A 20,917-nucleotide genomic window follows, 5' to 3' on the forward strand; every position below is an offset into this window, starting at 1 on the left:
GGTCCGACCGCCCGACTGCGCTACCCTCATCCCGTCGTACTTGGACACCGCGCGGGAGAGACCTGCACACAGAAGCCTCTGGCCGCAGGCGCCGAAGGAGCAACTCCTCCCCGGAACCTCTCAGGCATCCCAGACCGCGCGGAGGAGACGACCTCTGGAAAGAGGTGATCGGGCCCGGTTCCGGCCGGGGTCGACCACCCGCCGATGGTGCAAGCCGAGGGTGAGCCCACCTCACCGGCGAAGCTCTCAGGCGCCCGCACGGTAGCGGGCAGCGGCAGAGGGGGAGGCCGTACGCGACGGACGGCGACGTCCGCGGCGTGCGAGGCCCCTGCTCGCCCTGCCACCGGAGGCGTCATGTCCGCACCGCACGGTTCGCCCGCCCGCTCCTCCTGGGAGTCCGCTCCCCTCGCCGCGCTCGAGCACGGGGTGCCCTTCGCCGACCGGCACATCGGTCCGGACGCCGCGGGCCTCGCGCGCATGCTCGAGACGATCGGGGTCGGCTCGCTGGAGGAGCTCGCCGACACGGCGATGCCCAGCTCGATCCGCACCGACCCGGCCGACTGGTCGGACGACCCCACCGGCCACGCCCCGCCGCCGCCGGCGACCGAGGCCCAGGTGCTCGACGAGCTGCGCGGGATGGCCGCGCGGAACACCACGCTGGAGCCGATGCTCGGCCTCGGCTACCACGGCACGCTCACCCCGCCGGTGATCCGACGCAACGTCCTCGAGGACCCGGCCTGGTACACGGCGTACACGCCCTACCAGCCCGAGATCAGCCAGGGCCGCCTCGAGGCCCTGCTCAACTTCCAGACGATGGTCTGCGACCTCACGGGCCTCGACGTCGCCGGCGCCTCGATGCTCGACGAGTCGACCGCCGCGGCCGAGGCGATGCTGCTGCTGCGCCGGGCGGACAAGACGAAGTCCAACCGCTTCCTCGTCGATGCCGACACGCTGCCCCAGACCGTCGCGGTGCTGGAGACGCGCGCCGAGGCGCTGGGCATCGAGCTGCAGATCGTCGACGTCTCCTCCGGGGCGAGCGGAGCAACGGGAGAAGGGGTGGCGCTGCCCACCGACGACTTCTTCGGTCTCCTGCTCGCCGCCCCCGGCGCCTCCGGGGCGCTGCGCGACCACCGCGCGGTGATCGAGGCCGTGCACGACCGTGGCGCCGCGGTGATCGCCGCCTGCGACCTGCTCGCCGCCACCATGGTCACCCCGCCCGGCGACCTGGGCGCCGACGTCGCGGTCGGCTCCACCCAGCGCTTCGGGGTGCCGCTCGGCTTCGGCGGCCCGCACGCCGGGTTTCTCGCCGTCCGCCAGGGCCTCGCGCGCCAGCTGCCCGGGCGTCTCGTCGGCACGTCGATCGACGCCGACGGCGACCCCGCCCACCGCCTCGCCCTGCAGACCCGTGAGCAGCACATCCGCCGCGACAAGGCCACGAGCAACATCTGCACCGCGCAGGTCCTGCTCGCGGTGATCGCCGCGATGTACGCCGTGCACCACGGGCCGACCGGGCTGCGGACGATCGCGCGGCGCACCCATCGGATGGCCGCCGTCCTGGCCGCCGGCCTGGTCAAGGGCGGCGTCGAGGTGGTGCACCGCGAGTTCTTCGACACCGTGCTGGTGCGCGTGCCCGGCGAGGCCCCGGCCGCCGTCGCCGCCTGCCGCGCCGAGGGCATCCTCGTGCGCGAGGTCGACGCCGACCACGTCGGCGTCTCCTGCTCCGAGCGCACGACGCGCGAGCACCTGCGGTCCCTGTGGCGCGCCCTGGGCGCGGGCGACCTCGACGTCTCGGACCTCGACGCCGCCACCGCCGACGCCGTGCCCGCCACGCTGGAGCGCACGTCGTCGTACCTCACGCACCCGGTCTTCCACCGCCACCGCAGCGAGACCGCGCTGCTGCGCTACCTGCGCGAGCTCTCCGACAAGGACGTCGCGCTCGACCGCAGCATGATCCCGCTGGGCAGCTGCACGATGAAGCTCAACGCCACCGCCGAGATGGAGCCGATCACCTACCCCGGCTTCGGCGACCTGCACCCGTTCGCGCCGGAGTCCGACGCGCCGGGGATGCTCCAGGTGATCACGGACCTCGAGGACTGGCTGGTGCATCTCACCGGTTACCACGCGGTCTCGCTGCAGCCCAACGCCGGCTCGCAGGGCGAGCTCGCCGGCCTCCTGGCGATCCGCGCCTACCACCGCTCGCGGGGCGACGAGCACCGCGACGTGTGCCTCATCCCGTCGTCGGCACACGGCACGAACGCCGCGTCCGCGATCTCGGCGGGCATGCGCGTCAAGGTCGTGAAGACCACCGACCGCGGCGACGTGGACGTCGAGGACCTGGAGAAGGTCATCGGGGAGAACGCCGACACGCTCGCGGCGATCATGATCACGTACCCGTCGACGCACGGGGTGTACGAGCCGCGCGTGCGCAAGGTCTGCGCGGCGGTGCACGACGCCGGCGGGCAGGTCTACGTCGACGGCGCCAACCTCAACGCCCTGGTCGGGCTCGCCCGCCCCGGTCGCTTCGGCGCCGACGTCAGCCACCTGAACCTGCACAAGACCTTCTGCATCCCGCACGGCGGCGGGGGCCCCGGCGTCGGCCCGGTCGGCGTGGTCGAGCATCTCGCGCCGTTCCTGCCGAACCACCCGGCCCAGCCGTCGGCCGGTCCCGCGACCGGGATCGGCCCCGTCGCCGGCGCGCCCTGGGGCTCGGCGTCGATCCTGCCGATCTCCTGGGCCTACGTCCGGCTCATGGGCGTCGACGGGCTGCGCCGCGCGACGCTGACCGCCGTGGCCGCGGCCAACTACGTCGCGAAGCGCCTGGACGAGCACTTCCCGGTGCTCTACACCGGGCCGGGCGGCATGGTCGCCCACGAGTGCATCCTCGACCTGCGCCCGCTGACCAAGGCCTCGGGGATCACGGTCGACGACGTCGCCAAGCGCCTCGCCGACTACGGCTTCCATGCGCCGACGATGTCGTTCCCGGTGGCCGGGACGCTGATGGTCGAGCCGACCGAGTCCGAGGACCTCGCCGAGATCGACCGGTTCATCGACGCGATGATCGCCATCCGCGGCGAGATCGCCCGCGTCGAGGCGGGGGAGTGGCCGGCGGACGACAACCCGCTGGTCCACGCGCCCTTCACCGCCCGCTCGGTGCTGGGCGGGGCGTGGGACCACGCCTACTCCCGCGAGGAGGCGGCGTTCCCGGCCGGCGGGCGCCCGACGAAGATCTGGCCGCCGGTGCGGCGCATCGACGCCGCCCACGGCGACCGCCACCTCGTCTGCTCCTGCCCGCCGCTGGAGGAGCTCGCCGAGTGAGTCCTGAGGATGTCAGCGGCGTGCCGTCGCAGACACTCAACGTCCGTATCGCTCCGTCGATCACTCGGCGACCCCGGGGCGGTCAGCCGCTGGCCGCCCCGGGGGCGTCGTCGTCGAGGACCGCCCGCATCTGGTGCAGCGTGACGCCCCGGGCGTGCAGCAGCGGCGCCGCGCGCCCGGTCTCGCGGTGGAGCATGCCCAGCAGGACGTGCTCGGAGCCGATGGTCCGGTCGCCGCGGCGCACCGCCTCGCGAAGGGCGAGCTCGAGGACCTTCTTCGCGCCGCGGTCGAAGGGGATGTGACCCCACACCCGGCGTCGCCGCCCGCCCGCGGCCCGGGTGTTCTCGAGCGCACCCGGGCCGAAGGCCGCCTCGACGCGGGCGCGGACCTCGTCGAGGTCGATGCCCACGCCGGCCAGCGCCTCGCGGTCGGGCAGGCCGGGTGGCCCCGCGCGGCGCAGGTCCTCCTCGACCACCGCGAGGGTCACTCCCTGGGCGGCGAGCAGCGCCGCCCCGCGGGTGTCTCCCGCCCGGCAGAGGCCGAGCAGGAGGTGCTCGCTGCCGATGTGGTCGTCGGCGCGCTCGCTGGCCTCCTCCTGGGCCAGGACCACGATCCGGCGCGCCGTATCGGTGAAGCGTTCGAACATGGTCGGACCTCCTGGACGATCCCCTAGACGACCCCGCTGCGGCGGTACTTCTTGTGCACCGCCTGCCGGCTGACCGACAGCCCGTCGGCGATCTGCTGCCAGGACCAGCCCTGGTCGCGGGCGTTGCGGACCTGCAGCTCCTCGAGGGACTCGAGGAGCGCCCGCAGGGACACCACCGCCGCGAGACCCGTCGTCGGGTCCCGCGAGGACGCCGCTGCCGCCACCGCCGTCGCATCAGCCATGCGTGTCAATCTAGGTTGACAGGGCAGGAGGTGTCAACCGACGTTGACACCCACTCAGAGCGCCGTGGCCCCCGGGGACAGGACGATCGGCACCGGTGAGGCCTCGAGGACGGCGGCGCCGGGGTCGCCGATGAGCAGCCGGGTGGCGGCGCCGGCGGGCGAGGCCCCGGCGACGAGCAGGTCACCCTCGCCCCACTCCAGCGACCGCACGGCCTCCTCGACCGTGTCGTCCGCGACCGCGACGGTCTCGGCGCCGGCGATCCCCAGGCCCTGGAGCGCCTCGCGCTGCGCGCCGATCATCTGCTCGCGCCACTGCTCGACGACCACCCGCTCGGCGTGCAGGCCCGCCTCCGGCGGCACCGTCGGCCCGCGCTGCGGGGCGAAGGACGCGACGCGCAGGGCGGCGTCGGCCCGTCGGGCGAGGTCGGCAGCCGTGGCGAGCACGCCGCGGGCGCGGCGCCCGGGGCCGAACGCGCAGGTCACACGGGTGACGGGACCGTCGGCGAGCGCGACGTGCCCGGCGAGCGCGACCGGCACGTCGGCGGCCCGCGCGAGGCGGGCGCCGACCGAGCCCGGGCGGGGCGGGCCGTCGCCGAGCACGACGAGGTCCGCCTGGCGTGCGTGCGCAGCCCGGGCCAGGCCGCCGGGCACCGAGCGGTCCGCGATGTGCTCGACCTCGACGTCGACACCCTCGATCTCGGGGGTGGCCTCCGGGGCGTCGTCGTGCCCGGGCGGCGAGACGGTGCAGACGACGAGCGGGCCGCCGATCACGCGCGCCAGCCGCGTCCCGAGCGAGATCGCGGCGTCGGGGTCGGTCCCGGGCATGTGCCCGACGAGCACGGTCACGACGACGCCCCCTCGGTCGGACCGGCCGGGCTGGTCGACCCGATGAGCCGGGAGTGCCGGGCCCCGTAGAACCACCAGAAGATCAGGGCGACCGCCAGCCAGAGGACGAACACGACGTGGGTGATCCAGGAGAGCCCGAGGATGAGGTAGACGCAGGCCGCGATCGAGAGGACCGGCGTCACCGGGTAGCCGGGCACGCGGAAGCCGCGGGGGAGGTCCGGCGCGGTCCGGCGCAGCACCATGACCCCGATCGACACGACGCTGAACGCCACCAGGGTCCCCACGCTGACGAGGTCGGCGAGGACGTCGAGCGGCACCAGACCGGCCAGCACGGCGACGGCGATGCCGACGAGGATCGTCGTGGGCACCGGGGTGAGGGTGCGCGGGTTCACCCGCGAGAGCAGCGGGGGCAGCATCCCGTCGCGGCTCATGGAGAACAGGATCCGGCTCTGGGCGTACATCGTCACCAGGGTGACACTGAAGATCGAGATGACGGCGCCCGCCGCGAGGACGATCCCGGGCCAGCTGGCGCCCGTCACCTGCGTGAGGATCGCCGCGAGCCCGGCCTCCTGGCCCTCGAACTGCTCCCACGGCTGCGCGCCGAGCGCCGCGACGGCCACCAGCAGGTAGACCACGGTGACGACGACGAGCGAGAGCATCAGGGCGCGGGGGAGCGTGCGCCGTGGGTCCTTGACCTCCTCGCCGGCGGTCGACACGGCGTCGAGACCGATGAACGAGAAGAACACCGTGCCGGCCGCGGCGCCGATGCCGCCGACGCCGAGCGGCGCGAACTCCGCGAAGTTGTCGGCGGAGAAGGCGGTGAACGCCAGCCCGACGAACAGCAGCAGGACCGCGAGCTTGATCACCACCATGATCGCGTTGGCGGTGGCCGACTCGCTCACCCCGCGGATCAGCAGCAGGGTGCAGAGGACGACGAGGACGATCGCCGGGAGGTTGACGATGCCGCCGGCGCCGGGCGCCCCGGACAGCGCCTCGGGCACCCGTACGCCGACCGTGCTCTGGAGCAGGGCGTTGAGGTACTCCGACCAGCCCACCGAGACGGCGGCCGAGGAGACGAGGTACTCGAGGATCAGGCAGGCGGCCACGCCCATCGCCGCGGCCTCGCCGAGGGTGGCGTAGGCGTAGGAGTACGACGACCCGGACACCGGGACCGCCGAGGCCAGCTCGGCGTAACAGAGCGCGGTGAGCCCCGCGGTGATCCCGGCGATCACGAAGGACAGGACCACCGCGGGTCCGGCCTTCGGAGTGGCCTCGGAAAGCACGAAGAAGATGCCGGTGCCGACGGTCGACCCGATGCCGATGGCCACGAGCTGACCGAGCCCGATCGAGCGCTTGAGGTCCCCGCCCTCGTGGCCCGCGGAGGCGTCGGCGCCGGTCTCGGCCGCCATGGTGGCGATCGGTTTGCGCCGCAACCAGGCGGTGCGGTCCGGTCCGGGCACACGTCCCCCTCAGGGCCTCGGTCAGGTGGTGATCCGCGTCGCCGTCGAGCGGGTGGCGGGGAGCTTAACCCGAGGAGTCCGCTACGGCGGAAGGGTGACGCGTGCGCCCGACGACCAGCGCCAGGACGGCCGCCAGGATCGTCACGAGGCCGACGACCCAGAGCCCGGCACGCTGGCTGCCGGTGAGGTCGGCGAGCCCGCCGGTGACGTACGGCGCGACGAACCCGGAGAGGTTCCCCAAGGAGTTGATCAGCGCGATGCCGCCGGCCGCGGCCGCGCCGGTGAGGAACTGCGAGGGCAGGGGCCAGAAGGTGGGCAGCGCCGAGCAGGTCCCGACCGCGCAGACCGTCACCGCCGCCATTGTCCAGAAGGGGTTGCTCTGGTAGAGCGCGATCGGGATGGCGATCCCGCCGAGGATCATCGGCAGGGCGAGCCACCAGCGCCGTCCCGACTCGCCGGCGAGGAACCCGCCGTCGGTGCGGGCGGCGGAGCGGTCGGCCGCGCGGCTCCAGAGCACCATGCCGACCGCCGCCACCGCGTACGGCACGGACGTGACCAGGCCCTTCTCGACGATGCCGAGCTTGGTCCCGAACTGCTGCTCGAACCCGGCGACGATCGTGGGCAGGAAGAAGCCGAGCGCATAGAGCCCGTAGGTGACGCCGAAGTAGACGAAGGCCAGCACCAGGATGCGTGGCGCGGTCAGGGCGCGGCGCAGGGTCCAGTGCTCGGCCGCCTCCACCTCGGCGGACTCGGCGGCCAGCCGCCGGCTCAGCCACGACCGTTCGTCCTCGGAGAGCCACGTCGCCTGCTCGGGACGGTCGGTGAGGGCGAAGAACGTGACGATGCCGAGCAGGATCGCGGGGATGCCCTCGAACAGGAACATCACCCGCCAGCCCGAGAGCCCGAAGAGGCCGTCGCCCAGGGAGATGATCAGGGCGCTGACCGTCGACCCGACCGCGGTCGAGATCGGCACCGCGACCATGAACCAGCCGACCGCGCGGGCCCGGTACTCGGCCGGGAACCAGAAGGTCAGATACAGGATGATGCCGGGGAAGAAGCCGGCCTCCGCCACGCCGAGCAGGAAGCGCAGGACGATCAGCACCGTCGCGTTCGGCGCGAACGCCATGACCGAGGCGACGATGCCCCAGGACACCAGGATCCGGGTGATCCACCGACGCGCGCCGAAGCGGTGCAGCGCCAGGTTGCTGGGCACCTCGAGCAGCAGGTAGCCGACGAAGAAGATGCCCGACGCGAGCCCGAAGACCGTGGCCGTCATCTGGAGCTCGGCGTTCATGCCGTTCGGCCCGGCGAAGCCGATGTTGACGCGGTCGAGGTAGTTGATGAAGTACAGCAGCCCCAGGAGGGGCATCAACCGCCAGACGACCCGGCGCACCGTCCGGCGCCCGAGCTCACTGTCCGTGCTCGACCCGCTCGTCTCCGTCGACACCCGCTCAGTGGACCAGGTGAGTCAAGGGCGTGTGAAGAGCAGGATCAGCCGCAGCTGCGCAGGGCCGAGACGTCGGGGGAGCCGCCGCGCTCGAACGAGATGTGGACGTGGTCCTCGTGGTTGGCCGTGGCGCCGCCACGGTCCTCCATGCTCTCCCAGCCCGAGCCGGTGTTGATCCGCTGGTCCCAGATCACGTACTCGACCCCGAGGTCGCCCTTGTTCTCGATGACGCAGTCGGCGATCGCGTCGCCGCTGGTGGTCATGAAGTCGAGCGCGTAGCCGCCCGGGTGGTCGGACTGGCCGCCGCGGCTGCCGACGCCCAGGACGTCGTGGCCCGGGAAGACGCACTCCATCGCGTTGCCGACCTCCTGCACGGAGTCGGCGACGCCGCCGTAGGAGCCCGACGCGCCGCACCCGGTCACCGAGGCGGTGCGCTCCTCCTCGGCGGCGGCCTGCTGGGCCTGTTGCTGCGCGGCGGCGTCCGCCTCGGCCCGGCGGGCCGTGGCGGCGTCGGCCGCGCGGTCGCGCTCGGCGGCCTTGATGAGGTCCGCGGACGCGGCGCCCCCGGACGGCTCGCTCACGGGGGTGACGGCCGAGCCGACGGACGACGAGGACGCCGACGCGGTGTCGGCGAGGGAGGCGCCCTGCGCGGAGAGCTCGAGCGTGGTGGCCGCGTCCTGGGGGTCCTGGTCGGGCAGGGCGATGACCGCCGGGCCGACGAGCGCGAGCGCGCTGCCGGTCAGCCCGGCCGCGACGGCGCCGTGGCGCATCGCGGAGCGGGCGGGGGAGCGGTGGCGCGATGCGCCACGGACGGCGCCCTCGGGCATGACGAAGGGGACCGTTCGGGGCTCGCGTCGGCTCGTGCCTGCCTCTGCGTCACGGCCCCAGGGGGAGCGTTGCCGTGTCACGTTCTGCCTTCCGATCACGGAACGGCCTGGCGACACCGTCGGGGTCGGTGCTGCCGGACGGGGGAGCGAAGGTCCGTCGTGGGGAGCGCCGTGACCTTCTCGTAACCGTTCCGTGAGCGAGAGTAGACGAACCGGACGCGCCGACCAGGCCGGGTTGCCTCCCCGACGGCGGACGGGAGGAACCCCGCGGTCGGCGGTCACCGGCCGCGACGACCGGGTCCCGCAGCGCGACGGCGGCCGGTCAGCGGCCGGTCAGCGGCCGGTCAGCGGCCGGTCAGCAGGACACGCGGGCCGCGATCGCCCGGCCGAGCAGGGTGCCCGAGCGCCAGGCCGTCTCGACCTTCGGGCTGCCCCAGCCGTCGCCGCAGAGCCCGACGAGGTCGTCGTCGAGGGAGAACTCCTCCTCGCGCGGCTGGGCGGGACTCGCATACGTCCAGCGGTGCGCGTGGGTCCAGGCCGGCGCGTCGTCCAGGCCGAGAAGGTCCGTGACCGCGGCGACGACCGGGCCGATCGCGCCGTCGGGGTCGTCGAGGTGCCGGCGCGCCCGCTCCGCGGTGGAGTGCGCGACGAGCACCGGGGCGCCGTCGCCGCGGCGGTCGCCGTCGTCGGCGATGAGGTCGACGTCGGGATGGCCGTTGACGAACGCCGCCGGCAGGCGCTCCCAGCCGCGGTGCCCGTAGCCCAGCGCCACCGAGATGACGGGGTTCCAGGCCCGGTCGGCGACGGCCGCGCTCGCGCGCAGGGCGGGATCGAGCAGGCGGGCGGCCTGCGGGTCGGGCATGGCGAGCACGACGGCGCACGCGGCCTTCCCGTCCACCGCCGGGCCGGGGGTCACCGAGGAGACCGTGTGGCCGGTGCTGACCGAGACCCCCTCGGCGAGGTCGGCCACCAGCGAGCGCAGGCCGCCGGGCGCGGACCACCGCTGCGGGCCCGACGTCGACGACCACGTGCCGTCCTCGCCGCGGGCGGCGAGCGTGTCGGTCCACGGGACCGCCAGCCCGCGCCGCTGCCAGTCCTCGACGACGGCGACGAACTCGTCGTCGCGCGCGGTGAAGTAGGCGGCGCCGAGGTCGACGACGTGATCGGCCCCCTCGGGCAGCGGCCGCGCCGCCATCCGTCCCCCGAGGCGCTTCGAACGCTCCAGCACCCGCACCGGCGTCCCGGCGGCCGTGAGCGCGCGGGCACAGGCGATCCCGCTGATGCCGCCGCCGACGACCAGGACCTCGCGCCGCATCTCCGCAGACGTCACGAGCGTGCCCCCGACCTCGTCACGTGCGTGCTGTCGCGGACCGTGCCGACGTACTCCTCGAGGAGGTCCTCCATGGCCACCAGCCCGACCGTCGAGCCCTCGGCGTCCACGGCGCGGGCGAGGTGCGAGCCCTCGCGCCGCAGGGCCGCCAGCGCCTCGTCCACCGGCGCCGACAGCGAGATCTCCGGCAGGACGCGGACCCGATCGGCCGGCACCGGGCGGTCGGCGGCCTCGTCGTCCGAGGCCCCGTCGCCGTCGCCGTCCCCGAGGTCGAGCACGTCCTTGACGTGCAGGTATCCCGCGAGCTCGACGACCGGCGCGTGTTCGGCGTTCTCCCCCTCGGGCGTGATCGGGGTGGTGCCCGGCTCCAGGGGGTCCGTCCCCAGGCGGGGGTGGGCGTCGGGTGCGGTCGGCGCCTGCACGGGGAAGCGCGAGAACCCGGTGCGCGCCACGGCCTCCTCCACGGCGCCGACCGTGGGGTTCGGGGGCAGCACGGTGACCCGGTCCAGCGGGATCAGGACGTCGGCGACGGTGTGCTCCGCCGAGCTCAGCGCCTGGGTCAGCCGGCGGGTCTGCGAGGCGTCGAGCAGGCCCTCGGCGCGGGACTCCGAGAGCATCCCGGCGATCTCCTGCGGGGTGTAGGCCGACTCGCGCTCGTCCACCGGCGTCACACCGAAGGCCTTGAGAATGTGGTTGGCGACCCAGTTCAGCACCACGATCACCGGGCGCGTGACCTTGAGGAACGCGACGAGCGCGGGCACGAGCCACAGCGACGTGCGCTCGGGCCCGGCGATGGCGATGTTCTTGGGCACCATCTCGCCGATCACGATGTGCAGGATCGTGACGATCGTCAGCGCGACCACGAACGCGATCGGGTGGATCAGGAACGACGGGACGCCGATCGGCTCGAGGACGACCTCGAGCTGGTGGGCCACCGCGGGCTCCCCGAGCGAGCCCAGGGCCAGCGAGCAGATCGTGATGCCCAGCTGGGCGGCGGCCAGCATCATCGAGAGGTGCTCGGAGGCCCGCAGCACCGTCCCGGCGCCCGCGGCGCCCTCGGTGTGCAGGGCCTCGAGACGGTCGCGGCGCGCGGAGATCAGCGAGAACTCCGCGCCCACGAAGAACGCGTTCGCCCCGAGCAGGGCGAACATCAGGAGCAGGGCGACGCCGTCGCTCACGGGGAGGCCTCCTCGCCGCTCACGGCGACCGCGGCGGGCACCTTGGGTGGTCGCACCACGCGGACCTCGGCGATGCGTCGGCCGTCGACGCGCGTGACGATCAGCTGCCAGTCGTCGAGCGTGACCGCGTCGCCGACGTTGGCCAGGCGCTGGAGCTCCGCGGTGATGTAGCCCGCGAGCGTCTCGTAGACCTCGCTCTCCGGGAACGACCAGCCGACGACCTCGGCCATCTCGTCGGAGCGCAGCATCCCGGAGACGATCCAGCTGTCCTCGCCCTCGCCGCGCACCCGGGCCGCCTCGCCGCGGTCGTGCTCGTCGCGGACGTCGCCGACGATCTCCTCGACGAGGTCCTCGAGCGTGACGATGCCCGCGGTGCCGCCGTACTCGTCGACCACCAGCGCCATCTGGAGCCCGGCCCCGCGCAGACGGTCGAGCAGCTCGTCGCCGTCGAGGGAGTCGGGCACGGTGGTGGCGGTGCGCATGAGGTTGCGCAGCTTGGTGGTCGCGCGCCGGGTGCGGGGCTCGGAGAAGGCCTGCTTGACGTGGACGACGCCGCGGATGTCGTCGAGGTCGCGGTCGACGACGGGGAAGCGCGAGAAGCCGGTGCGGATCGTCGCGGCGATGAGGTCGTCCACGGTGTCGTCCTGGGACAGCGACTCGACCCGCACGCGCGGGGTCATCATCTCGTCGGCGTTGCGCTCACCCACCCGCAGGGAGCGGGCCATGACCTCGGCCGTGCCCTCGTCGAGCGTGCCCTGCTGGGCGCTGGTGGTGAGGAGCGATCCGAGCTCCTGGGGCGAGCGCGCCGAGCGCAGCTCCTCGGCCGGCTCGACGCCGAGGCGGCGCACGATCCAGTTGGCCGAGCCGTTGAGCCCACTGATGAAGAACGAGAGCACCCGGGAGAAGCCGGCCTGGATGCCGGCCACCATGCGCGCCGTGCCCATCGGGCGGGCGATGGCCAGGTTCTTCGGCACCAGCTCGCCGAACACCATCGACAGCGCGGTCGCGAAGACCAGCGCGATCACCGAGGCCGTCCCGCCCGCGGCGCCGGGCGGCAGGCCGACGTCCTCGAGCAGCGGGGAGATCAGGGTCGCGATCGCGGGCTCGGAGAGGTAACCGGTGATCAGCGTCGTGATCGTGATCCCCAGCTGGGCCCCGGAGAGCTCGAACGACAGGTTGCGGTGCGCGCGCTGCACGATCTTCGAGCGCCGGTCGCCGACCTCGTCGACGTGGTTGTCGACCTGGCTGCGCTCGAGGCTGGTCAGGGAGAACTCGGCCGCCACGAAGATCGCGGTGCCGAAGGTGACGGCGACGAACCCGATGAGTCCGAGCACCGACAGGAGGACGTCCACGGAGTACCGGGTCCCCCGTCAGCTGCTTGCCAACCGGGCGGGGAACCCGCCCGTGGCGATGGGGCCCCACCGCTGCACCGTCAACCGGATCAGGCTCTTGCCCTGGCGGGCCATCGCCTCGCGGTACTCGTCCCAGTCGGAGTGCTCGCCGGAGATCGAGCGGAAGTACTCGACGAGCGGCTCGAGCGCGTCGGGCAGGTCGAGCACCTCGGCGGTGCCCTCGACGTGCACCCAGGGGCCGTCGAAGTCGTCGGAGAGCACGCACATGGCCACCCGGGGGTCGCGGCGCACGTTGGTCACCTTCGCCCGCTCGGGATAGGTCGACACGAGCAGGCGGCCCTCCGCGTCGATGCCCAGCGTCACCGGGGAGGTCTGGTCACCGCCGTCGGAGCGGCGCGTCACCACGATCGCCTTGTGTCGGGTGCGCAGGAACGCGTCGAGCTCCTCGCGCCCCACCCGGTCGTTCGTCGCCACGTTCACCACAATCGACGAGCGTAGCCGCGTGCCCGGCCCGCCCCGACGCCGTGGGCCCGGGCTACGGTGATCGCGTGGCTTCCCTGGACGGCCGGCGGGTCGTGGTGACGGGCGCGTCCTCGGGCATCGGGGAGGCCGCGGCGCGGGCCGCCGTCGCCGCCGGTGCGCGGGTCGGGCTGGTGGCACGGCGGGCCGAGCGCCTCGCCGGGCTGGCGGACGAGCTCGGGGGCGCCGCGGTCGTCGGGGTCGCGGACGTCACCGACACCGCGGCGCTGACCCATGCCGTGGACCGCCTGGCCGTGGAGCTCGGCGGCCTCGACGGCGTCGTCGCCGCGGCCGGGACCATGCACCTCGGGGCCGTGGGCGAGACCGACCCGGAGCGCTGGCGCGAGGTGTTCGACGTCAACGTGCACGGCCTGCTCGCCACCGCGCGGGCGGCGCTGCCCCGCCTCGGCGAGGGCGCGAGCTGGGTGACGATCTCCTCGATGTCCGGGCGGCGCGTGCCCTCGGCCGCCGGCGGGGTCTACGCGGCGAGCAAGCACGCCGCCCACGCCGTCGACGAGACGCTGCGCCGCGAGGCGGGGGCGCGCGGCGTGCGCGTCACCACCGTCGCTCCGGGCTTCGTGGCCACCGATCTCATGGTGGGCGACCTCACGGCGGGTGACCTCACGGCGGGCGACGGGGCCGAGCGCGAGGACGTCGCCGCCTTCCGCGAGCGCATGCACGCCCAGGGCCTGACGCCCGAGCACGTGGCCGCGGCCGTGGTCCACGTGCTCGGGCTGCCGCCGGAGGTGTGCGTCGTGGAGTACGCGCTGACCTCGACCGCGCAGATGCGTTCCTGACCCCTCGGACGGTGACCTGCGCCGCACGTGGTGGCGCGGCACCGGGCGCCCGCGAGAACAATGGCCCGCCATGTGCGGGAACCCGGAGCGGGGAACGTGTCGTGAGCGGTAGCCCGTTCGTCGACTTCGACCGGGACTCCTGGTCGCAGCTGAGCGACACCAGCGCCGTGCCGCTCACCGCCGAGGAGCTCGAGGAGCTGCGCTCCCTGGGCGACCCCGTCGACCTCGACGACGTGCGCGAGGTCTACCTGCCCGTCTCACGCCTGCTCGACCTGCACGTCCGGGCCACGGCGGGCCTGCTGGACGCCTACCGGCAGTTCCTGCGCCAGGACGAGCAGGCGACGCCGTTCGTGATCGGGATCGCGGGGTCGGTCTCGGTCGGCAAGTCGACGACGGCCCGGCTGCTGCGGCTGCTGCTCGCGCGCTGGCAGGACCACCCGAACGTCGCGCTGGTGACCACCGACGGGTTCCTGCACTCCAACGCCGAGCTCGAGCGGCGCGGGCTGATGCGGCGCAAGGGCTTCCCGGAGTCCTACGACCGGCGCGCGCTGCTGCGGTTCGTCTCCGACATCAAGGCGGGCAAGCCCGAGGTGCCCGTGCCGACGTACTCGCACCTGACCTACGACGTCCTCGACGAGCACCGGGTCGTCGCGCGCCCCGACATCCTCGTCCTCGAGGGCCTCAACGTGCTCCAGCCGGCCCCGCAGACCGGCGAGCGGGCGAGCGCGCTCGCGGTGTCGGACCTCATCGACTTCTCCATCTACGTCGACGCGCACCCCACCGACGTACGCCGGTGGTACGTCGAGCGCTTCCTGGCCCTGCGGGAGACGGCGTTCCGCGACCCCGCGTCGTACTTCCGGCGCTACGCCGAGATGGACGAGACCGCGGCCCGGGCCCAGGCGGCCACCCTGTGGGACGAGATCAACGGGCCGAACCTGCGCGAGAACATCGCCCCCACCCGCTCGCGGGCGGACCTCGTCCTCACCAAGGGTGGCGACCACACCGTGCGGCGCATCCGGCTGCGTAAGCTGTGACCCGGGGAAAGCTGTGACCCGGGCAGAGCTGTGACTCGGGTGGCCCAACCGCGTGACACGGCCGTGACGGACGGCGACACCTCGCCCGTCGGGGCCGTGGGGATGGGACGATGAGGTATGTCCACTTCCGCGACCGGGACACAGGCCGACCCGACCGATAGGTCCGGTTCGTCCGACCCTGACCTCCCTTCGCGCCTGCGGCTGGCCGTCGGACGGCTCAACCGGCGCATCCGCGTCGACTCGAACGCGGCCCTGCCGCCGCTGCAGACGTCGGTGCTCGCGACGCTGGAGGACGCCGCCCCGCTGCGGCTCTCCGAGCTGGCGCGACGGGAGGCGGTCACCCCGCCCACCATGAGCCGGGTGCTGGCGGCGCTCGACGAGGCCGGTCTGCTCATCCGGACGCCGGACCCCCAGGACGCGCGGTCGGCCCTGATCCACCTCTCGGACCAGGGGCACCAGGCCATCCGGCACATCCGCACGGAGCGGACGGCCTCGCTGGCGCAGCGTCTCGACCGGCTCGACGCCGAGCAGCGCGCAGCCCTCGAGGCGGCGCTGCCGGCGCTGGAGCGTCTCGTCGAGGAGTGACCGAGGAGGCGCGCTGCGCCACGGGATGTAACGATCTGCGCTCGGCTGACGACAGAGGGTGTGTCAGGTGTGAACGATGCGACCCCGGGAGAGCCGGTGCGGTTCCAGGCACCCCTGCAACGCCGACCCACGCCACCCGAGGTGGCCGACGAGCGCGAGGCCCTGGAGGGATGGCTCGACTACTTCCGGGCGCTGGTCGTCCTGGCCCTCGACGGGCTGGACGAGACGGCGCTGCGCCGGCGCATCCCCGCCGAGCGGGGCTCCAGCCTGCTGGGGATCGTCAAGCACCTCACCGAGCTCGAGCGCACGTGGCTCGTGGAGCGCTGGGGGGAGCGTGGCAACCCGACGGCGCACGCGCCGAGCTACGTCGACGACCCCGATCCGGGCTTCCGCTTCGCCGACGTGGAGCAGCCCGAGGACGTCGTCGGCTCGTACCTCGAGGTGTGTGAGCGCGGCCGTGACGCGCTGGCCGGCTCCGAGTCCCTCGACGACGCCGTGCGCGACGACCGCCGCGGGCACATCGAGCTCCGCTGGATCCTGCTGCACCTGATCACCGAGACCGCGCGCTATGCCGGGCAGGCGCAGGTGCTGCGCGACGCCGCGCAGGAGGCCGAGCCGGGGACGCTCAGCTCGCCGTGACCACCAGGTCGTCGTGCGCGAGGCTCACGAGGTCCTTGATCGCCCGCGACTCGTCGGTCGGCGACTCGTAGGACCACGCCGCGTCGGTGAGCAGGCGCCCGTCGTCCAGGCGCAGCGAGTAGTAGGTCGCGACGCCCTTGTAGGGGCACACGGTGCGCTTCCCGCTGGGCTCCAGCGTGCCCCGCAGCGCCTCGCGCGCGATGTAGAAGCGGTCGACCAGGCCCGTCTCGCCCAGCAGGATGCCCCCGGCCGCGTCGGCCACGGCCACGCCGTCGGTGGTGGCGGCCGTGACGTGGCGGCTGGTGTTCCGCAGGTTCACGCGGTGGTACGGGTCGGGCAGGTGCCCGAGGACCTCGTCGTCCTCGTCGAGCCAGCGGTCGGCCGCCCCCGGCGCGAGCACGGCGCGCCCGGCCAGCCAGGACGACTCGGCGATCGGGGTGGGGTAGGCCCACACCGCGTCGGTGACCACCCGGTCGCCCACGCGCAGGCTGCGGTAGGTCGCGTCGCCCTTGAACGGGCAGTGCGTCGTGGTGTCGCTGGGCTCGAGGAGATCGGTGCGCAGGTCCTCCTCGGGCACGTAGAGCTGGGGCGGCAGGCCGGTCTCGAACAGCAGCGCCCCGCGGACCGTGTCGAGCACCGTCACCCCGTCCACCTCCGCGCGCACGCGCCGCGTGAACGGCTCGAGCAGCAGCGAGTGGGCGGGTCCCTCGACGGTGAACGTCCGCGTCTCCGGCACCTTGCGGGACAGCGGCCCACCGAACATGGTCAGCGCCACGACGACCTCCTCGACTCGACTCTCTCCGAGAGGCAACCCCCGCGATGGTCGGCGATGTTCCCGGCCCGGGTTCTCCTCAGGACGGATCGTGCGTGGCGGGCCTCCGCACCGGGGATGACCGGGGGCATGACCCCACCCGTCGAGCCCGTGACGCGCGAGGCACCGGGCTACTCCGGGCCGACGATGATGACCCAGCGCTGGTGCGACGTGGCGTTCCTGCACTGGGCGGTCGACCCGGCGGAGGTGGCGCCGCTGCTCCCGCCCGGGGTGCGCCCCGACGTCCACGAGGGCGTCACCTGGGTCGGGCTCGTGCCCTTCCGGATGGTCGGTGCCGGGGTGCTGCGCGGGCCGTCGATCCCGTGGCTGGGGACCTTCCCCGAGACCAACGTCCGGCTCTACACCGTCGACGACCGCGGGGTGCGCGGCATCGTCTTCCGCAGCCTCGACGCCAGCCGGCTGGCGGTGGTCGCCGGGGCCCGCGCCGCCTTCGGGCTGCCGTACCGGTGGGCGACGATGCGGATCGACGACGGCCCGGACCGCGTCTACGAGACGAGCCGGCCCCACCCGAGCCGGGTCCGGCTGCGGGTGGGGGAGCCGGTCGCGTCCGGCCCGCTCGAGGAGTTCCTCACCGCCCGCTGGGGCCTGCACGAGCGTCACCTCGGCGTCGACTGGTACGTCCCGAACGTCCACGAGCCCTGGCCGCTGCACCGCGCCGAGCTGCTGGAGCTCGACGACACGCTGCTGGCCCGGGCGGGCTTCCCGGGGCTCGCCGGGCGCCCGCCGGACCACGTCGCCGCCTCGCCCGGGGTGTCCGTGCGCTTCGGTCTCCCGCGGCCCTGGCGGCGCCCGGCGATCCTCACCGCCGCGCGTACTGGAGGTCGGCGAACACCGCGACGGCGGCGGCCTGGGCGAGCACGATGATCGCGCCGAGCACCGTGAGGCGGTCCCACGCGCCGACGACGAGGCCGAGGCTCGCGAGCACCCAGGCGGAGTTGCCGAGCACGACGACCCAGGTCGCCGGGCGGGGGATCACCGCCCGGCCCGCCAGGGCGACCAGCCCCGCGGCGTAGACGACGAGGAACACGCCGACGCCGAGGAGCAGGCTGCTCGGGAGCCCGAGGGCGGTGTCGAGCACGCCGGCCCCGGCGGTGGCGGCGAGGCCGAGGGCGCCGGAGGCGACGGCGTCGAGGCGCAGGACGGCGCGCAGGTCGAGACGGGTGGCGAGGGCGGTGGTCGTGGTCATCGGGTTCTCCTTCGGTCGCTGACTGCGTCGGGGAGAACCCTGCGGCGGCGCCGGTAGCCGCGTCGATGACCTCGGAGGTCATGGTCTCGGGTGCGGGGACCGTCCTACGGTCGACCTCGTGACCAGCACGCTCGACGCCCGCCCCGGCCCCGGCGACCTGCTGCGGGGCTGGCGCACCCGGCGCCGCCGCAGCCAGATGGACCTCGCCCTCGACGTGGGCGTCTCGACCCGCCACCTGAGCTTCGTCGAGACCGGGCGGGCCCGGGCCAGCCGGGAGCTGCTGATCGACCTGTGCGAGCACCTGGAGGTCCCGTTGCGCGAGCGCAACACCCTGCTCCTCGCCGCAGGCTTCGCCCCGACCTACGCGGAATCGCGGCTCGACGCACGGGGACTCGAGGCGGTGCGCGGGGCGCTGGAGCACCTCCTCGCCGGCCACGAACCGTTCCCGGCGCTCGTCGTCGACCGGTGCGGCGACGTGGTGATGGCCAACCGCGCCGTCGGCGCCCTGCTCGCCGTGCTCGACCCCGCCGTGCTCGCCCCGCCGATCAACATCTACCGCCTGAGCCTGCGTCCCGACGGCCTCGCGCCCCACGTGCGCAACCTCTCCGAGTGGGCCGGGCACCTGCTGCACCGCCTGGAACGCCTCGCCGACCTCACCGGCGACCCGCGCCTCGTCGCGCTGCGCGAGGAGCTGGCGGAGTTCGCGCCCCCGCCCCCGCAGGGCGGCCCGGCGGCCCGCGCGGCGCACGTCATGCTCCCGCTGCACCTCGACCACCCCGAGGGTGAGCTGCGCTTCTACTCGACGATCACGCACTTCGGCGCGGCCTGGGACGTCACGCTCGACGAGCTGTCGCTGGAGTCGTTCGTGCCCGCGGACGCAGAGTCCCGCGCGGTGCTGGAGCGGCTCGCCGCGGCCGCGGGCTGACTGGGGCTCTCCAGTTCGATCTCTCGAGAGTGCCGCCAGAGCGGCGCGAGGGGCACGTTCGGCAGGCACGTGGACCTGTGGATCATGCGGAACGTGCCCCTCGCGAGGGCCGCACGGGCGGCGCTCGCCACCCTCTACCGCCGGGCCGCGTGCACCGCGATCACCGGGTCCCCGCGCGACGGGCGGCGCTGGGCGACAGGCTCGTCGAAACCGCCCGCGTCGCGCAGGTAGGACGCGACGATCGCCGCGCGCCCCTCGTCGTCGGCGGCGAGCCAGCCGCGGACCGCCTTGGTGGGGAAGCAGCGGTTCGAGAAGGTCAGCGCGAACGTCCCGCCGGGCCGGAGCACGCGTGCGACCTCGGCGCACACCGCGACCGGCGCGACGAGGTAGTCGACCGAGACCGTGCAGATCGCGGTGTCGAAGGCGGCGTCGTCGAAGGGCAGCGCCGGGTCGGCGTTGAGGTCCCGCACCACCCGGGCGTCCGCCATCGGGTTGGCCTCGAGCTCGGCGGCGTTCATCCCGAGCACGGTGAGGTGCCGCGGGCGGGTGCGCAGGTGCGAGACCCACGAGCTCATGAGGTCCAGGACGTCGCCGGCGACGCCGACCTCGTCGTAGTACGCGCCGACGGCGGCGATCGCCTCGTCGTCGATGTGCTGCACCAGCCGCGGCGGGCCGTAGAAGCGGGCGTCGTCGCCGGTGTCGGCGCGGTCGAAGAACCCGGGCGGGTAGTCGGTCACGTCGCCCGGGTGCCCCGGGGGCGGTCGTCACATGTGATCCGGGCGGTGCCGCGTCGTCCGGCCCGCGCGCGGTGGGGAGCATGGTCGCCATGGCCGAGCCCGCACTGGTCCTCCCGCCCGCCGGTCCGTCGCCGGCCGGGGACGGCGGGGGCCTCACCGACCTCGCGGCGTTCCCGGTCCTGCGCCCGGTCACCCCGCGCTACTCCGACCTCGGTGGCGATCGGCGCGTGACGACGGTGGCGCTCACCCGCTGGCTCGAGGAGGCGCGGGTCCAGGCCGAGCTGCCGCGCTTCCGGGCACTCGTCCAGGACGGCGGCGGTCGCTTCCGGATCGTGCTCGCCGCGCAGCGCCTCCGCGCCCTCGCGCCGGTCCCGCGCGGGGCCGAGTACCGGATCGGGCTCGGCGTCCGGCGCATCGGCGGGTCGTCGTTCTCCTACGGGTACGGGGTGTTCGCCGGCGACCGCTGCGTCGCCGTGGCCGACTCGGTGACCGTGGTGGCCACGGGGTCGGGTCCGAGCGAGCTCCCGGACGAGCTGCGTGCCGACCTCGCGACGATGGTGATCGACGAGCCGGGCGGGGCCGCCGCCCCCCGCCCGGAGCAGGCCCGCCGCGACCGCACCCGCTACCCGGTCGTGCACCGGCTGACCTCGCGCATCGGCGACGTCGACACCAACCGGCACGTCAACAACGTCGCGATCCTGTCCTGGTACGCCGACGCGGTCGCGGCCTGGCAGTCCGGGCGCCTCGGCGACCCCGACGGCGGGCCGCCCGAGGAGCTGGCGGCGACCGCGTGGGAGGTCCAGTACGTCGACGAGGTCGCCCACCCGCGGACCTACGACGTCGTGCTCGCCGTCGACGCCGCGGCGGACGGCCTGCACTACCGGGCCGGCCTGTTCTCGGGCGAGCGGTGGGTGGGGCTCGCCGACGGCTTCGGCCCCGCCGGGCCGCTCGACCCGACCGGGGCCGGGCTCCGGTCCTGACGGGAACGCTGGCGGGAACACTGGTCGGAACGCAGGACGC

General features: G+C 74.2%; 21 protein-coding genes and 1 riboswitch. Of the genes, 8 read left to right on the forward strand and 13 right to left on the reverse strand.

All coding sequences use genetic code 11. The features are described 5' to 3' along the window. The first annotated feature begins 42 nt into the window (after positions 1–42). A riboswitch (glycine riboswitch) is annotated at positions 43–147 on the forward strand. Between the two features lie 207 nt (positions 148–354). Continuing rightward, positions 355–3,315, forward strand: coding sequence for an aminomethyl-transferring glycine dehydrogenase (gene gcvP / locus OG774_RS04655; RefSeq protein ID WP_328307143.1), 2,961 nt, complete (start codon positions 355–357; stop codon positions 3,313–3,315). A gap of 82 nt (positions 3,316–3,397) precedes the next feature. Here the strand turns inward: gcvP and OG774_RS04660 are convergent, their stop codons facing one another. The 10 genes from OG774_RS04660 to OG774_RS04710 form a co-directional block, all read right to left on the reverse strand. Then, entirely contained in the window at positions 3,398–3,961 is a 564-nt protein-coding gene (locus OG774_RS04660; protein WP_442873942.1) for a Clp protease N-terminal domain-containing protein, read from the reverse strand. 23 nt (positions 3,962–3,984) lie between these two features. Continuing rightward, entirely contained in the window at positions 3,985–4,203 is a 219-nt protein-coding gene (locus OG774_RS04670) for a helix-turn-helix domain-containing protein (RefSeq protein ID WP_328307145.1), read from the reverse strand. A 54-nt stretch (positions 4,204–4,257) separates the two neighbouring features. Next, a complete protein-coding gene (locus OG774_RS04675; protein ID WP_328307147.1) occupies positions 4,258–5,049 on the reverse strand; it encodes a universal stress protein in 792 nt (263 codons plus the stop codon). After that, positions 5,046–6,458, reverse strand: a complete 1,413-nt coding sequence (locus OG774_RS04680) for an APC family permease (protein ID WP_328310779.1) — start codon at positions 6,456–6,458, stop codon at positions 5,046–5,048. Before OG774_RS04680 ends, OG774_RS04675 begins: the two co-directional genes overlap by 4 nt. Before the next feature lie 115 nt (positions 6,459–6,573). Then, positions 6,574–7,878, reverse strand: a complete 1,305-nt coding sequence (locus tag OG774_RS04685) for an MFS transporter (RefSeq protein ID WP_328310781.1) — start codon at positions 7,876–7,878, stop codon at positions 6,574–6,576. 122 nt (positions 7,879–8,000) lie between these two features. After that, positions 8,001–8,783: a hypothetical protein gene (locus OG774_RS04690; RefSeq protein ID WP_328307149.1), complete on the reverse strand. Its 783-nt coding sequence runs from the start codon at positions 8,781–8,783 to the stop codon at positions 8,001–8,003. A gap of 355 nt (positions 8,784–9,138) precedes the next feature. Beyond that, complete coding sequence (locus tag OG774_RS04695; protein ID WP_328307151.1) at positions 9,139–10,113, reverse strand: NAD(P)/FAD-dependent oxidoreductase; 975 nt, start codon at positions 10,111–10,113, stop codon at positions 9,139–9,141. After that, positions 10,110–11,291 carry a hemolysin family protein gene (locus OG774_RS04700; protein WP_328307153.1) on the reverse strand — a complete coding sequence of 394 codons (1,182 nt, stop codon included), beginning with the start codon at positions 11,289–11,291 and terminating at the stop codon, positions 10,110–10,112. Before OG774_RS04700 ends, OG774_RS04695 begins: the two co-directional genes overlap by 4 nt. Next, positions 11,288–12,643 carry a hemolysin family protein gene (locus tag OG774_RS04705; protein ID WP_328307155.1) on the reverse strand — a complete coding sequence of 452 codons (1,356 nt, stop codon included), beginning with the start codon at positions 12,641–12,643 and terminating at the stop codon, positions 11,288–11,290. Before OG774_RS04705 ends, OG774_RS04700 begins: the two co-directional genes overlap by 4 nt. 18 nt (positions 12,644–12,661) lie before the next feature. Then, positions 12,662–13,126, reverse strand: coding sequence for a PPOX class F420-dependent oxidoreductase (locus OG774_RS04710; RefSeq protein ID WP_442873943.1), 465 nt, complete (start codon positions 13,124–13,126; stop codon positions 12,662–12,664). 65 nt (positions 13,127–13,191) lie between these two features. Here OG774_RS04710 and OG774_RS04715 point away from each other — a divergent pair, with 65 nt between their 5' ends. The 4 genes from OG774_RS04715 (at position 13,192) to OG774_RS04730 (ending at position 16,217) form a co-directional block, all read left to right on the forward strand. After that, the gene (locus tag OG774_RS04715) at positions 13,192–13,959 is read left to right on the forward strand and encodes an SDR family oxidoreductase (protein ID WP_328307157.1); all 768 of its coding nucleotides are present in this window, start codon (positions 13,192–13,194) and stop codon (positions 13,957–13,959) included. A 101-nt stretch (positions 13,960–14,060) separates the two neighbouring features. Continuing rightward, positions 14,061–14,993 carry a type I pantothenate kinase gene (gene coaA / locus OG774_RS04720; protein ID WP_274194752.1) on the forward strand — a complete coding sequence of 311 codons (933 nt, stop codon included), beginning with the start codon at positions 14,061–14,063 and terminating at the stop codon, positions 14,991–14,993. A gap of 117 nt (positions 14,994–15,110) precedes the next feature. Further along, a complete protein-coding gene (locus tag OG774_RS04725) occupies positions 15,111–15,578 on the forward strand; it encodes a MarR family winged helix-turn-helix transcriptional regulator (protein WP_328307161.1) in 468 nt (155 codons plus the stop codon). Positions 15,579–15,647: 69 nt separating this feature from the next. After that, on the forward strand, positions 15,648–16,217 hold the full coding sequence (locus OG774_RS04730) for a mycothiol transferase (protein ID WP_328307163.1): 570 nt from the start codon (positions 15,648–15,650) through the stop codon (positions 16,215–16,217). Here the strand turns inward: OG774_RS04730 and OG774_RS04735 are convergent. After that, positions 16,204–16,992, reverse strand: coding sequence for a DUF427 domain-containing protein (locus OG774_RS04735; protein WP_328307165.1), 789 nt, complete (start codon positions 16,990–16,992; stop codon positions 16,204–16,206). The genes OG774_RS04730 and OG774_RS04735 overlap by 14 nt on opposite strands. Before the next feature lie 126 nt (positions 16,993–17,118). Between OG774_RS04735 and OG774_RS04740 the strand changes: the two genes are divergently transcribed. Beyond that, complete coding sequence (locus OG774_RS04740) at positions 17,119–17,913, forward strand: YqjF family protein (RefSeq protein ID WP_328307167.1); 795 nt, start codon at positions 17,119–17,121, stop codon at positions 17,911–17,913. Here the strand turns inward: OG774_RS04740 and OG774_RS04745 are convergent. After that, complete coding sequence (locus OG774_RS04745) at positions 17,849–18,235, reverse strand: hypothetical protein (protein ID WP_328307169.1); 387 nt, start codon at positions 18,233–18,235, stop codon at positions 17,849–17,851. The two genes, OG774_RS04740 and OG774_RS04745, sit on opposite strands and share 65 nt — an antisense overlap. Before the next feature lie 118 nt (positions 18,236–18,353). Between OG774_RS04745 and OG774_RS04750 the strand changes: the two genes are divergently transcribed. Further along, a complete protein-coding gene (locus OG774_RS04750) occupies positions 18,354–19,160 on the forward strand; it encodes an MmyB family transcriptional regulator (RefSeq protein ID WP_328307171.1) in 807 nt (268 codons plus the stop codon). Between the two features lie 134 nt (positions 19,161–19,294). Here OG774_RS04750 and OG774_RS04755 read toward each other — a convergent pair whose 3' ends face one another. After that, on the reverse strand, positions 19,295–19,897 hold the full coding sequence (locus OG774_RS04755; protein WP_328307173.1) for a methyltransferase domain-containing protein: 603 nt from the start codon (positions 19,895–19,897) through the stop codon (positions 19,295–19,297). Positions 19,898–19,986: 89 nt separating this feature from the next. Between OG774_RS04755 and OG774_RS04760 the strand changes: the two genes are divergently transcribed. Beyond that, on the forward strand, positions 19,987–20,877 hold the full coding sequence (locus OG774_RS04760; RefSeq protein WP_328307175.1) for a hypothetical protein: 891 nt from the start codon (positions 19,987–19,989) through the stop codon (positions 20,875–20,877). Positions 20,878–20,917: the final 40 nt, after the last annotated feature.

It is taken from the genome of Actinomycetospora sp. NBC_00405 (assembly GCF_036044095.1).
Classification (GTDB): Bacteria; Actinomycetota; Actinomycetes; order Mycobacteriales; family Pseudonocardiaceae; genus Actinomycetospora; species Actinomycetospora callitridis.